The following is a 14812-nucleotide window of genomic DNA, read 5'->3' on the forward strand; positions in this document are numbered from 1 at the left end:
TCCTCGCGACCGAGCCACCCACCGAACCGCTGCAGCATCCTACCAACACCGCTCACAGCGTTCGATGCCGCCTCGTCCCGACCCGGCAGAGTTGATCGATGTCGCTCCTGTCCGGCATCGAGGCTTGCGCACCCTGAGCGGTTGTCGCTAACGCACCCGCCGCATTGGCTCGCTCCAAAGCCGCTTCGATCTCCATGCCTTCTGCCAACGCACAGGCCAACGCACCGTTAAAGGCATCTCCAGCCCCAGTGGAGTCCATCGCATTGACGACAAAGGCGGGAAGGTGAACCGGTTTCGTGCCGCGTGAGAACAGGGCCCCGTCGTCGCCACAAGTGACCACCACTGTTCCCGCTCCTCGCAGTACCAGAAGATGCGCACCCTCAGCCGGATCTGTCACTCCGCTCAGCATACGTACCTCAGTTTCGTTGGGGGTGAGAATGTCCACCAACTTCAGAAGCTCAGGCGACAAGGGAGCGGCGGGGGCAGGATTCAGAATCGTCGTCAGGCCATGCTCTTTCGCCACCATCAAGGCCTCTTCGAGAGTTTCCAGCAACAGTTCCATTTGAACGAGGAGAACGCGGGCATCAGCCATCATATCGGCATAGCGGCGCACGTCACTCGGCATCAGCCTGTAGTTGCTCCCGGGAACGACGACAATCTGGTTCTCGCCGCCACCGTCGACGAGAATCATCGCCACCCCGGTCGGCGTATCGGCGTCGCGCAATAAAACCCGTCGAGACAATCTCTCCGCTGCCAGGTGCTGTTCGATCAAGTCGCCATGGGCATCCCTGCCCACCTTACTCAAGAAACGGACCTCGGCGCCGGCACGAGCTGCCGCAACGGCCTGATTGGCCCCCTTGCCGCCGAACGACTGGACAAAATGCTGACCGAGCACGGTTTCGCCGGGGGCCGGCAGCCGATCTACCGTCGCGGTCAGATCGATATTGCTGGAGCCAATTACGACAACCATGGACAGAGTCGGCTACGAATAAGCTGCAAGGCCCGATCAGCCTCAATGCCCACTGCAACCTGCATGTTGGGATCGGCCTTTTCCTCCGGTTTACGCGACCGGCGATCGGCGACGGTCGCACCACGCGACACCCGCCCGATCATTTCAATATCCACGTGCAGCGCTTCAGTCCTCAGGAGCGAGGCATCAACGACCGACAGGATCGCAACAGGGTCATGGAAATAGAAGAGCCCGTGACCTTCGACTTGCTCTGCGAAATCGAACGCCTTGGATGTCATGTCGGCCACCAGACGACCGATCGGGTGAGGAGATGCTGTCACCCACGTCCCTAAGTCTGCTCGAGTCACTCCGACACGAGTCGTCACATCAAGCGGCACGAGCATCAGGGGAAGCGAGGCCCGAAACACCCGATGCGCCGCATGAGGATCGACATACATATTGAACTCAGCCACCGGGGACACATTCCCGGGCACCCCGATCGCCCCCCCCATCGCCACCACCGCACGGAACTTCTGTACCGTGATCGGATTCACCTTCAAGCCGACCGCCACGTTCGTCAATGGCCCCAGCGTGATCAGCGTCACCTCATCCGGGTAACGGCGAATACACTCCTTCCACACGTCTTGCGCGGTCGGTAATACCTGGGGCAAGCGCACTGCCGGGTACCGTGGCACCCCGCCCGCCGTCAACACACCATCCAACTCACCAAGGCCGTCACTGCCGTGCACCTGCACCGCCGTGATCAGGTCTTCTTCCAGCGGCCGGGCTGCGCCCTGCCCCACCAGCAGCCCCGATGGGGGCTTCAGCAGGTTCAGCACGCGAAACAAATTTTTGGTCCCTTGCCCGACCGGCACATTCCCGCAGACCGTGGTAATTCCCACCACGTCTAATTCCGGCGAGGCCAACGCCAACAGAATCGCCAGCGCATCGTCAACCCCGGGATCCGTATCGATGATGACTTTCATGGGAGAGGTCTTCAACATGCTTCGCCGATGCACTGTGCTGAAGCGGATGGCCAGGCTCGCATCACGCGCCACCTCCCCACAGTCACGTCCTGTTACAAACCCACACCGTGTTCGTCGCCCGGCTCACCGAAGTGAGTTGATTGTCGAAGTTGTTCCAGCACCGACTCGAATGTTGCCGCACCCTGGGGAGGCCCCATGAGGAAATAGATCACCACCACATTCCCTGGGCCAAGTACCGCCAGAGCACGTCCGGCCATGCCCTCGCCTTGATACGATTGCGCAATGGATGTCTCGTTCTCGGTTTGGGAGCCGGCAGGGATAAATGATACGCCGTGGAGCAACGACAATGGCTGACTCAGTTGCTCGCGAACCGACTCGCGTGTCACCTCGGTGAGGGGGAACAGCATGCCGAGGTCCTGACCGTCTTCCGGGGTGAGAAACGGCATCTCGGCGTCATCCGGGCGGCTGCTCTGCCAATGGTCCGGAACCACAAACGACCATCCAGTCCCGGGAATGGTTAATCGAGTACCCGCGCGGTAAGTCACACCGGACACGATCTGGGTTGAGCGGGAATCGGCGGCCTGCTCGACCATGACCACCGATTCTGAAGTGGCCCTGGCCGGCGGCGCTAAGAGCAGGGTGAGCAAGAGACCCGCGACAGCGATCTGACCGATGGCGTATCCGTGCCGACGAAGGCCTACGGCAAGCCCATGCCGCAGTGCGCAGCGCGAGTACGAACTAGGACACCGCATCCATCGGCGGACACGTGCAAAAGAGGTGGCGGTCGCCATACGCTTCATCGATCCGACCCACACTCGGCCAAAACTTGTTCTCTCGGACCCACGGAGCCGGGAATGCCGCTTCCTCACGAGAGTACGACCGTTCCCAATCGCTTGCAGTGACCGCCACCGCCGTGTGCGGAGCGTTCTTTAACACATTCCCCGCGCGTGGTTGTCGTCCTTCGGCGACGGCCTGAATTTCACCACGGATCGCAATCAATGCTTCGCACAACCGATCGAGCTCCGCTTTGACCTCGCTCTCGGTCGGCTCAATCATCAATGTCCCTGCCACGGGGAACGACACGGTCGGGGCATGAAATCCATAGTCCATCAGGCGCTTGGCCACATCCATGGCCTCCACGCCACTGCTCTCTTTCAGTGGCCGGAGATCGAGAATGAATTCATGCGCCACAAATCCTCGGGACCCGGTGTAGAGCACCGGATAGTGCTTCTCCAGCCGTTTGGCCATATAGTTCGCATTCAAAATGGCCACCTGCGTGGCCTTGGTGAGCCCCTCTCTTCCCATCAGCGCGATGTACACCCACGAGATCGTCAGGATGCTCGGGCTGCCGTAGGGAGCGGCCGACACCGGCCCAATCGACTGGGCCCCGCCCAACTTGGTCACAGGATGTCCAGGCATAAACGACACGAGATGACTGGCGACTCCAATGGGCCCCATGCCAGGTCCGCCGCCGCCATGAGGAATACAAAACGTTTTATGCAGATTCAGGTGACAGACGTCGGCCCCCAGATCTGCCGGCCGACAGAGCCCCACCTGGGCGTTCATGTTGGCGCCATCCATGTACACCTGCCCGCCATGGGTATGCACGATCTGGCACATCCGGCGAATCCCCTCCTCGAACACCCCGTGTGTGGAGGGGTAGGTGACCATCAGCGCCGCAAGGCGGCTGCGATGGAGCGTCGCCTTGGCCTCAAGATCGGTCAGGTCCACATTGCCGCGCGCGTCACAGGCGACCGGAACAACCGTCATGCCGCACATCGACGCGCTGGCCGGGTTGGTGCCATGCGCCGACACGGGAATCAGGCAGACATCGCGTTGCGTCTCGCCTCGATGGCGGTGATAGGCGCGAATCACCATGAGCCCTGCATATTCGCCCTGTGAACCCGCGTTCGGTTGCAACGAGATCCCGGCGAAGCCGGTCACGTCGGCCAGCCAGGACTCCAGCTGTCGGAACAACAGTTGATAGCCTTGAGTCTGATCGGCGGGGGCAAAGGGGTGCAGTCGCCCAAACTCCGGCCAGGTGACCGGGATCATTTCCGCCGTCGCGTTCAGCTTCATCGTGCAGGACCCCAAGGGAATCATGGAATGCACTAATGACAGATCCCTGGATTGAAGACGATGGATATACCGCAGGAGCTCGTGTTCGGCATGATACCGATGAAACACCGGGTGGGTGAGGTAGGCACTGGTACGTGCCAGTCCTGCGGGGTACCGAACATCCACAGACTCCAGCAGCGTCCGAAGCTCTTCTTCTGGAATATTCTGCCCGACAAAAATCGCCAGGAGCCGGCGCACTTCATCCAAATTGCTCCACTCATCCAGCGAGATTCCCAGACTGTGGTCATCATAGCGCCGGAGGTTGATCTTCTGCTGCCGAGCCCGGCTCAGAATCGTGTCCGATTGTCCAGGCGACAACGGAACCCGAAGGGTGTCGAACACAGGCTCCAGCCCGATTGCACAGCCGTGCCGACGCAACCCCTCGGCCAACACCATCGTCAACCCGTGGATGCGTTCGGCAATCTTCCGCAGTCCTGCGGGGCCATGGTAGAGGGCATACATGCCCGCCATCACCGCCAGGAGCACCTGCGCCGTGCAAATATTGCTCGTCGCCTTTTCGCGGCGGATATGCTGCTCTCTCGTCTGGAGCGACAGGCGATAGGCTAGACGACCCGTGACGTCTTTTGAGACACCGATGATGCGACCCGGCATTTGCCGACGAAATTCTTCCTTGGTCGCCATGAATGCGGCATGGGGCCCCCCGAATCCCAACGGCACACCAAACCGCTGACTGGAGCCGACCGCGACATCCGCCCCGCACTCCCCAGGGGAGCGCAGCAAGGTCAAGGCGAGCAGATCCGTCGCGACGACGACATACACGCCCGCGGCATGCGCCCTCGTGATGAATTCGCTGTAGTCCCCCACATACCCGTCGGTCGAGGGATACTGGAGCAACATCCCGAAGAACTCCCCCTTCGACAGATCCAACGACTGTATCGCACCGATCTGCAAAACAATGCCCAACGGTTCGGCGCGCGTTTGCACCACCGCAATGGTTTGCGGATGACAATTTTCAGAGACGAAAAACTTGTGCCGCTCGTGTCCCGCGGCATGTGAAATCGCCGCGCACATGGTCATCGCTTCGGCGGCGGCAGTCGCTTCATCCAGCAGCGAGGCGTTGGCCAGCGGCAACCCGGTCAAATCCGCGACCATGGTTTGAAAATTGACTAAGGCTTCGAGTCGCCCCTGCGCGATCTCGGCTTGATACGGGGTATATTGGGTATACCAACCGGGATTCTCGAGAATGTTACGCTGGATCACCGGCGGCGTAATGCAATCGTAGTAGCCCATGCCGATCAGGGAGCGCCAGACCTGATTCTGCCCGGCCGTCGCGCGCAATTCTGCCAGCACCTCCTGTTCGCCGCGCGGGGACGGGATCGTCAGAGGGCCCTGTACGCGAATGTCTGTAGGCACCGTCGCTTCGACCAGAGAATCCAAGGACGGCAGGTTCAATGTCGCCAACATTGCCTGGATATCGGACTCCGTCGGGCCAATATGGCGGGGCACAAAGGTGTCGTTCGATTCGAGAAAGTGAGGGTCTGGCATGGGGGTGAAATCCTGCTAGAAGTTGACGCACTCGTCCATTCGACGCAGCACCAGGTACCCTATCATGCAACAGGGATTTTTCCAAGCGTTCAGCGCGCCTTCCTCGTCGCTTGTTTTCCGAAATTCCATAGCGTAATAGTGACAGCGACTCCTCGGCGCAGGACGTACAGCATCGTCGCCTGACGCCCACACAGGACGACCCATGATCACGCATGACATCCTCATCGTCGGGGCAGGACTCGCTGGTATGCGGGCGGCCGTTGCGGTCCCGCCCGATGTCAATGTTGCACTCCTTTCAAAAGTTCATCCGGTCCGCAGTCATTCAGTCGCCGCACAAGGCGGAATCAATGCAGCCATCGGCGTAGAGGATTCATGGGAGGCGCACGCCTATGACACGGCCAAAGGCGGCCTGTATCTCGGCGACCAAGACGCCATCGAAGCCATGTGCAAGGAAGCCCCGCAAGACATTCTTGAGCTGGAGCGGATGGGGGTGATCTTCAGCCGCACACCTGATGGACGCATCGCGCAGCGACCATTCGGCGGAGCCGGATATCCACGCACCTGCTATGCCGCCGACCGCACCGGCCATGCCTTGCTGCACGCCATGTACGAGCAGTTGATGAAACGCCGCTGCAAGGTCTACGAAGAATGGTATGTGACGGCCTTGCTGGTCGAGGACGAACGGTGCTGCGGCGTAATCGCCTGGGACATCGTCCACGGCGGGTTGCAGGTGTTACGCGCCAAGGCCGTCATCCTGGCCACCGGGGGGAGCGGTCGCGTCTTTTCCACCAGTACCAACGCCGTGATTAACACCGGTGATGGCATGGCGCTCGCCTATCGGGCAGATATTCCGCTGGAAGATATGGAATTCGTCCAGTTCCATCCGACCACGTTGAAAGACACCGGCATTCTGATCACGGAGGGTGCGCGCGGGGAAGGTGGCTATCTTTTGAACACGCTCGGTGAGCGTTTCATGAAGCGGTATGCACCCGAGCAAATGGAACTGGCCACCCGTTCCACAGTATCGCTAGCCATCGGTCAGGAAATTCAGGAAGGGCGGGGCGTAGACGGCTGCGTGTTACTCGACCTCCGGCACCTGGGTCGCACCAAAATTCTGGAACGATTGCCCCAGATCAGAGAATTGGCCATGGAGTTTGCCGGTCTCGATCCGATCGAAACGCCCATCCCGATCCGCCCCGGCGCCCACTACCAAATGGGCGGCGTGAAAACCAATACCTGGGGGGAGACCGACCTTCCGGGGCTCTTTGCCGCCGGGGAATGTGCCTGTGTGAGTGTACACGGAGCCAACCGGCTGGGCGGCAATTCACTCCTGGAAACGATTGTCTTCGGTCGCCGGGCGGGCACGAGAGCGGCGGACTTCATCCGCGACTGCCACCTTCCCCCGATCCCTGCTACACATCTACAGCGTGAAACCCAACGCGTGAAGACCCTGCTGACCAATCCCGGCCCTGAGCGGGCCTGGCAAATCCGGGATGACCTCGGAAAAACCATGAGCCTCAACCTCGGCATCTTCCGCACCAAACAATCCATGCAGGAGGCGCAACACGCCATCCAGGCGCTCAAGGCACGCGGACAACTCATGTGCGTGCAGGACAAGGGGCAGATCTTCAATACCGACCTGATTCAAGCGCTGGAACTTCAATGCCTTGTGGAAATTGCCGAGACCATCGTCGTGAGCGCCTTGGGACGTGAAGAAAGCCGGGGAGCCCACTATCGAGCCGATTTCCCAACGCGAAACGATACAACCTGGCTTCGCCACACCCGAAGCCGTCGACAACCAGACGGGCCGCAGCTGACCTATACCCCGGTCACCATTACCCGATTTCCCCCTGGCTAAGCCCGTTCCGCCCGTCGATTTCCCCCACACCCGCTGAAAATCATCCTCGGGACACACCCCGACCACCAACTCCGGTTGCGCTCTTCACATTTTGCGCTATCCTTTTGAATGATCACCGATCACTCTACTGACCGGATCGTCTCACGTACGCCCGGGCGAAGGGTCGTAAGGCACCATGGCTCCCGTTCTCCCAGGCACCGCTCCCCCGGCACCAGAGCTGTCCGCACCGCTCACTGCTGCACAGACCGTGGTCTGCCCATTCTGCCAGGCAGTCACGTCCTGCGCTCCATCCCCAGAACGCCCACTTCATCAGTTCGCCTGCCCGGCCTGTCGAGAGAATCTGTTGGTTCTCAACCAGACACCGCACCACACCGATCACGAGCGAATCGGGTCGAACCTCGCCACTGAGTCCCCCGCGCCTGATCTATCGCGCCGAGTCGTGGGTCTCGCGGTGGCGGCGATGGCTTGCCTGTTGAACTACGTACTGCTCTCTGCGATGGGCTTCTGGATATTCGGCCAAATCAAAATGATTCATGATCCGTACGAGGTCGATGCACTTCTACTCTCACCGTTGATTTTGCAGGCCAATGACTGGACGCCGCTGCACCTTGCCTCGGCACGGGGCGACCTGCCTCTCGTCACCGCGCTGCTTGACGACAGGACCTCCGTCGACCCCCTCAACGGCAACCGTCGGACCCCGCTGTACGAAGCCTCGAGACGGGGACAGACGGAGGTCGTGACCCTCCTCTTGAATCGAGGTGCCAATCCCAACGCGAAGGGGAAATTCGGCTATACCCCGCTGTTGGCCGCAGCGGAAGAAGGACATGCCGACACACTCGCCGTGCTGCTGAACCATGGCGCAGACCACCGCGCCATGTGCACCTGTGGCGATTCAGCCCTGCACCGGGCGGTCAGAAGAGGTCACCTGGCAGCCGCACAAACTCTCCTTGCGCGTGGAATCTCCGTCAATCGAAAGACCCATGGCGAAACGGCGCTTGAAATTGCGCGACGCAACGAGGACCAGGAGTTGATCGACCTCCTACGCACACACGGTGGACGAGAGTTCGCTCAAGCGAAAGCCTATCGTGCCGAAGGTATCGCGTATCAGAAAAAGGGACAATCCGACAACGCGCTGTTTGCGTACGCCAAAGCCTTGAGTCTCGATCCGGACGATGCCGAAACCTACTATGGCCGCGGAACCGCCCTGCTCCAAAAGGATGAACCCGACGAAGCGCTTATCGCCTTTGAAGCCGCTATTCGCCTCAACCCCACATACTTCGAGGCCTATCACGCGACAGCCTCCGTCTATACCGTACGCCGGCAGTGGGCACAGGCCCTCGCCCTGTGGGATCAATTTCTCGCACGACAACCACAGCATGGCCGGGCGCATTTTGAACGGGCCGTCGCCAAACGAGCCTACGGCGACAGCACGGGATTTCTGGAAGACCTGCAGCGAGCCTGCGCCTTGGGACATGAGGCGGCCTGTTGACGCATGACTACCTCAGCCGAACAGGACGAGACACACACCCACGCGCTGGGGATCACCTGCCACCGTTGTCTGACCCCGTATCGAATCCGTGACCGACGCCGATTGACGAACGCCTCTCGCAGCACCTGTCCGACGTGCGGGGCTCGCTTTGCGGTCGTGACACCAACCCTGCCCCTCCATACGGGGCAGCCGCCGACTCCAGAACTCATCGAGGCACTCGCTCCGCCCGCTCCGGTTCCCACCGATCACGACGCACAGAACTATGCAACGATGCATGGCGCGTTTCGTGGCTCAGGCGGCACCTTGCTGGGTATGCAAATCGTAAACGTCTGCCTCACGATTCTCACCCTTGGGGTCTATCATTTCTGGGGAAAGGCGAAAATCCGGCGCTACCTGTTCAGCCACACGGCCTTTGGGCATGACCGCTTCGCCTACCACGGGACGGGAAAAGAGCTCTACCAGGGATTTCTCAAAGCCATGCTGGTGTTCGGCCTTCCCTATTTTTCGCTGGGAGCCGCACACACATTCCTGGAACTCCCTCGTTGGATCGACCTCTTGTCGCAAGCACTCGCTGGGCTGGTCCTGTTCCTCTATGTTCCAGTCGCCATGGTCAATGCTCGCCGCTACCGCTGTTCCCGCACGTCGTGGCGCGGCATTCGATTCTCGTTTCGAGGGCGCACCTCCGAATTCCTCACGCTCTACTTTCGCGGGTGGGGCTTCACGATCCTCACATTGGGCAGCTACTACCCGTACTTCCAGACTCAACGCCAGGCCTTTCTCCACGCACATACATATTTCGGCAATCAGCGGTTTGGATTCACCGGCCACGGCTCGGGCCTCATGTTCCCCTTCGCCGTCACCCTGATCTCCACCTACATCGTGCTGGGCGTATGCGGACTCGCCCTGGCGTTTCAATTGACGAATGCGGGGCTGACCCTGCTGTTGATCCCCTTCGTGCTCGGACCACTGTGGGTCTGGCTGTTGGGACAGAAGCAGAAATATTTCTGGGATCACACGACGTTCGGGCACGCCCGCTTCTCATCGGATATTACCTGGCAGAATCTCTTCACCCTCTATCTCGGCAACCTCGGGTTACTGCTGGTGACATTGGGATGGGCATGGCCCTGGGTCACCGTTCGTAACGCCCGCTTTTTCATTGGGACCCTGTCGTTGCAGGGCTCAGTGGATCTCGATCGCGTCCTGCAGGACACCACCCAGTCGTCAGTGACGGGAGAAGGCCTCTCGAACCTCCTCGACACCGGCTTCGATATGGATTCCTAGTCATGCCGACCACCCGCCCCGCCCACTATCTCGATGGCCGCACCGCAACGCGGCATCCTGTAACCCTCACCGTAGCCCCTCACGCCTTGCAGATCATGATGGCGGACGGCAGCAGCAAGCACTGGCCCTACGACCAGATTCGCCAGACTCAGGGCGCCTATCGCGGCGAACCGGTCAGACTGGAGTTCGGGCCCGACCCCTGCGAGGCCCTTGTCATTACCGCACCGGCAGTACTGACCGACATTCATGCGACCGCTCCTGATGTCGCGCGACATCTCCACAACCCAGCTTGGCGGCACGCACGGTTGCGATGGACCCTGGGTGCCGCGCTGGGCGTACTACTCATGACGATCGGTCTGTACCGGTGGGGCATCCCCGGCCTTGCCGCAGCCATCACGCCATATGTTCCTGTCAGCTGGGAAGAATCATTGGGCCGTCAGGTTGTCGATCGTCTGGCACCAACGGCACAGCAATGCCGGGACCCCGAACGGCTACGAAAGTTAGACCGAATTGCGCAAGCATTGGCGACCACGAACCCGACATCCCCCTACCGAATCACGTTGACCGTCGTCGATAACTCCACCGTGAATGCCTTTGCCGCTCCCGGCGGCCAGGTCGTGATCCTGCGCGGCCTGCTGGAACAAACCACCAGCGCCGAACAACTCGCCGGTGTCCTGGCGCACGAACTCCAACACGTCTATTTACGCCACAGCACCAGAGCCATCCTTGAACAGACGGCCGGCACGCTGCTGCTGACGGCCGTGTCGGGAGACCTGTCCGGAGGGCTGGCCTGGGGACTGCAAGGCGCCCAGACGATGGGGGCACTCCACTACAGTCGCAGCCATGAGGAGGAGGCGGATATCGAAGGCCTGCGCATGATGCAAGCCGCCCATCTCGATCCTACCGACATGATTGCCTTTTACGGAACGTTGCAGAAGTCTGAGCAAGGCCATGCCGGACCGCCTGATTTTCTTTCGACCCACCCCGACATGGGCCGAAGGCTTGCGACCCTTCGCATGCTTGCCGGCCCGCCGACGACGAACGCGCGCCGGCTGCTTCCCGGCGAAGACTGGACGGACATTCGCACACTCTGCCGCGTACAGGCCGCCAAACGTTCCAGCCCGGATTCCGCCGACCTTCCCTGACACAGACGTTTGATTTCATCATAGACCGGCTGCCTCTGTTATAATCCACCCACCTGTAGGCGGCACGTATGCGTGTTCTTGTCGTAGAAGATGAAACCAAGGTGGGCTCCTTCATCAAGCGAGCCCTGGAAGAAGAGAGTTATGCCGTCGACCTCTGCGAGGACGGCGCGCAGGGTCTCGACCAGGCTCTGACCGGCAGCTACGACCTCATCATGATCGATCTCATGCTGCCGGGCTTACCCGGTATGGAAGTGCTGACCCGCCTCCGCAAAGAAAAAATCCAGACACCCGTCTTGATCCTGACGGCGCAGTCGAAGGTGGACCAACGAGTCAAAGGGCTGGATGCGGGGGCGGATGACTACCTCACCAAACCATTCGCCATCGACGAATTGCTTGCCCGCGTCCGGGCTCTCTTGCGGCGCGGCACGGCCGAATCGTCCGGGACGCTCCAGATCGACGACCTCATCCTCAACCCCGCCACTCGGGAAGTCACCCGCGGAGGGCAGCGCATCGATCTCACCGTGAAAGAATATGCCCTCCTGGAATATTTCATGCGTCATGCCGGACGGGTGTTAACCCGCCCCATGATTTCCGACCATGTGTGGAATCAAGACTTCGATACATTCACCAACGTCATCGACGTCTACGTAAATTATTTGCGGAATAAAATCGATCGCGGGCGGGCGCGCAAGCTGATCCATACCATACGAGGGAGTGGGTATATGCTCAAGGTGGACTGATGCCCCTTCGAGTCCGGCTCACTCTTTGGTACGGAACGGCGCTGGCCTTGATCCTGCTGACGTTCTCCGTGGTGCTCTATACCATCACAGCCCGCAGCCTCCGCGACCAGGTCGATGAGTCGTTGCAGGAAACAGCCTCCGCCGCCGTGCGATCGCTGGAAACCCGCGGCTTCCTCCCCCTCATCGATGAAGATGCGCTGTTGAGCCAATTCCCGGAACTGACTCGTATCGATAAATTCTTTCAGATCTTCAGCCCTACCGGCACGATCACCATCCGCTCTCCGAATATCCGACAGCACGACGTGCCATTGAGCCGCCCGGCGCTGGAAGCCGCCTTCACCGGCAGCACCGTCTTCGAATCGGCCAGATATCCCAACGAACCGCCGTTACGCCTGGTGTCCGTTCCCATCATTTACCGCGGCTCGCTGCTATATATCGTACAGGTGGGCACCACCCTGGAAGGGGTTGAAGAAACCCTACGCCGCTTCCTTCTCGTGCTGCTCGTCATGGCGCCGATCGCGTTGGTCGTGTCGTTGGTCGGCGGATGGTTTCTGGCCGGACGCGCCCTGCGCCCGGTCGATTCCATCACCGTTGCCGCGCAACGGATCGCCGCGGGCGACCTGACGCAACGACTGCATTCTGAGCGCTCTACGGATGAAATCGGGCGTCTGACCGATACGTTCAATAACATGATCGCGCGACTGGAAACCTCCTTCGCGCAGATCCGGCAGTTCAGCAGCGATGCCTCCCACGAACTGCGTACGCCCCTGACAGTCATGAAAGGCGAGAGCGAGTTGGTGTTGCGCCGCCCCCGACCTGTCGAAGATTACATCGCCGTGCTCGAGAGCAATTTGGAGGAAATCGACCGCATGTCTCGCATTGTAGAGGAACTGCTGTTCCTCTCGCGGGCGGACATGGGCCAGGTCAAAACAGAATGCGAGCCGGTCCGGTTGGAAGCGTTAGTGGAGGACATTCAACGCCAGGCCTGTCTCCTTGGCCAGGAGCGCGAGATCGACGTCATCATGGGCACGATTCAGCCGGCGACCGTGCGCGGCGACGAACTCCGGCTGCGGGAGCTCATCCTCAACCTCGTCGACAATGCGGTCAAATATTCGCATCCTCGCGGCAAGGTCGAAATCGACTTGCGAGTAGAGGGTGCCACGGCTCGCCTCGCTGTACGCGACTACGGGATCGGCATTCCGCAAGACGCGCATAAACAGATTTTCGACCGCTTCTTCCGCACGGATGACGCCCGGGCTCACACCAAAAAAGGCACCGGCCTCGGCCTGGCCATTTGCGCGTGGATTGCGGAAGCCCACCATGGGCACATCGACGTCCAAAGCGAGGTCGGCAAAGGATCCACTTTCACGCTCGTCCTGCCGTTGGCTCCTGCCGCAGCTTAACGACTTCTAATTCCTCGCTAATAGTTTTCTCATTCAAGGCTGTTACCTTCCAATTGACTGTCACACGGAACACCCATTCTCCCGCGTGCACAGAACATTCTCTTTTAGGAGGAGCCTTTATGAAACGACCCGTACAGTCAGTCAGCGTATTCGCTGGTATTGCCGCATTGAGCGCCGGGTTGATCTGGAGCTATACCCCGCTCTCACCGTCTCACGCTTCAAATGCCTCGCCGGCCGCCGAGGAACGTCCGCTTGTGCAGACCGGCGGCTTGCCTGCTGCCGGATTCGCCGATGTGGCCAAAACCGTCACGCCGGCCGTCGTGAACATCACCACCCGAGGAGCCGAGGAAGTGTCCGACCGCGCCCGACCGCGCGGGAAAATGGAAGACTTTTTTGGATCACCGTTCGGCCCACGCCGATTCGGACCTCCGACGGAGCCTCGAGAACATCGAGGCGGCGGACAAGGATCCGGCGTGATCGTCACCCAGGATGGCTATGTGCTCACCAACAACCATGTGATCGAAGGCGCGAAAACGGTCACGGTCACGCTGCCCGATAAACGGGAATTCACGGGGCGGATCGTCGGCAGTGATCCCAAGAGTGATATTGCCGTGGTCAAGATCGACGGCACGCAGCTCCCGACCGTTTCTTGGGGCGACTCCAGCCGCTTGCAGGTCGGTGAATATGTGCTGGCAGTTGGAAATCCCTTCGGCCTCAATTCCACGGTCACCCTGGGCATTGTCAGTGCGCTGGGCCGTGGACACATGGGCATCACGCAGTATGAAGATTTCATTCAGACAGATGCCGCCATCAATCCAGGCAATAGCGGCGGGGCACTCGTCAACACCAAAGGGGAACTGATCGGCATTAACACGGCCATCTTTTCTCAAACCGGCGGCTATCAAGGCGTCGGCTTCGCCGTCTCGAGCGGCATGAGCAAGCCGATCTATGAAAGCCTGGTCAAAACCGGCAAGGTCGTTCGCGGATACCTGGGCATCGGCATTCAGGACCTGAACCATGACCTGGCCAAATCATTTGGCGTGAAGGGTAGCAATGGGGCGGTCGTCACCGACGTGAAGGAAGAGGGCCCGGCGGACAAGGCCGGGATCAAACAGGGCGACGTCATCCTCTCATACCAGGGTATCTCGGTCGACGATGCGGTCACGCTTCAGCGGGCCGTCACCCGCAGCGCGGTGGGCAGCAAAGCCACGGTGAAAGTGTTGCGGGATGGCCATGAACAAGAACTATCCGTCACGCTGGCCGAACTGCCGGATACCCAGCAGGTAGCCAAGGCGGAGATCGAATCCCCGGACCAGCCATTGGCGGGTCTCGCGGTG

11 protein-coding genes are annotated in these 14812 nt (G+C 60.3%); 7 read left to right on the forward strand and 4 right to left on the reverse strand.

All coding sequences use genetic code 11. The features are described from left to right. Nucleotides 1-52 precede the first annotated feature (52 nt). Genes rbsK through gcvP form a run of 4 tightly spaced genes read right to left on the reverse strand, consistent with a single transcriptional unit; the run spans nt 53 to nt 5559 of the window. A complete protein-coding gene (gene rbsK, locus JNL86_13160) occupies nt 53-970 on the reverse strand; it encodes a ribokinase (GenBank protein ID MBL8043857.1) in 918 nt (305 codons plus the stop codon). Next, complete coding sequence (locus JNL86_13165) at nt 958-2007, reverse strand: nucleoside hydrolase (protein ID MBL8043858.1); 1050 nt, start codon at nt 2005-2007, stop codon at nt 958-960. The genes rbsK and JNL86_13165 overlap by 13 nt, the downstream gene beginning before the upstream one ends. A gap of 20 nt (nt 2008-2027) precedes the next feature. After that, on the reverse strand, nt 2028-2687 hold the full coding sequence (locus JNL86_13170) for a hypothetical protein (protein MBL8043859.1): 660 nt from the start codon (nt 2685-2687) through the stop codon (nt 2028-2030). After that, nucleotides 2674-5559: an aminomethyl-transferring glycine dehydrogenase gene (gene gcvP, locus JNL86_13175; protein MBL8043860.1), complete on the reverse strand. Its 2886-nt coding sequence runs from the start codon at nt 5557-5559 to the stop codon at nt 2674-2676. Before gcvP ends, JNL86_13170 begins: the two co-directional genes overlap by 14 nt. 202 nt (nt 5560-5761) lie before the next feature. On the opposite strand from gcvP, the gene JNL86_13180 reads away from it, so the two are divergent. From JNL86_13180 to JNL86_13210, 7 genes are all read left to right on the forward strand, one after another. Further along, nucleotides 5762-7417 carry an FAD-binding protein gene (locus tag JNL86_13180; GenBank protein MBL8043861.1) on the forward strand — a complete coding sequence of 552 codons (1656 nt, stop codon included), beginning with the start codon at nt 5762-5764 and terminating at the stop codon, nt 7415-7417. Between the two features lie 460 nt (nt 7418-7877). Further along, on the forward strand, nt 7878-8906 hold the full coding sequence (locus tag JNL86_13185) for an ankyrin repeat domain-containing protein (GenBank protein ID MBL8043862.1): 1029 nt from the start codon (nt 7878-7880) through the stop codon (nt 8904-8906). Between the two features lie 3 nt (nt 8907-8909). Then, nucleotides 8910-10187, forward strand: coding sequence for a DUF898 family protein (locus JNL86_13190; protein MBL8043863.1), 1278 nt, complete (start codon nt 8910-8912; stop codon nt 10185-10187). A gap of 2 nt (nt 10188-10189) precedes the next feature. Next, nucleotides 10190-11332 carry a M48 family metallopeptidase gene (locus JNL86_13195; GenBank protein MBL8043864.1) on the forward strand — a complete coding sequence of 381 codons (1143 nt, stop codon included), beginning with the start codon at nt 10190-10192 and terminating at the stop codon, nt 11330-11332. Between the two features lie 68 nt (nt 11333-11400). Continuing rightward, nucleotides 11401-12072, forward strand: a complete 672-nt coding sequence (locus JNL86_13200) for a response regulator transcription factor (protein ID MBL8043865.1) — start codon at nt 11401-11403, stop codon at nt 12070-12072. Further along, nucleotides 12072-13475, forward strand: a complete 1404-nt coding sequence (locus tag JNL86_13205; protein MBL8043866.1) for a HAMP domain-containing protein — start codon at nt 12072-12074, stop codon at nt 13473-13475. The genes JNL86_13200 and JNL86_13205 overlap by 1 nt, the downstream gene beginning before the upstream one ends. A gap of 119 nt (nt 13476-13594) precedes the next feature. Continuing rightward, nucleotides 13595-14812 (forward strand): Do family serine endopeptidase (locus JNL86_13210; protein MBL8043867.1); only part of this gene is annotated, 1218 nt, incomplete at its 3' end.

Source organism: Nitrospira sp., assembly GCA_016788885.1.
Taxonomy (GTDB): domain Bacteria; phylum Nitrospirota; class Nitrospiria; order Nitrospirales; family Nitrospiraceae; genus Nitrospira_A.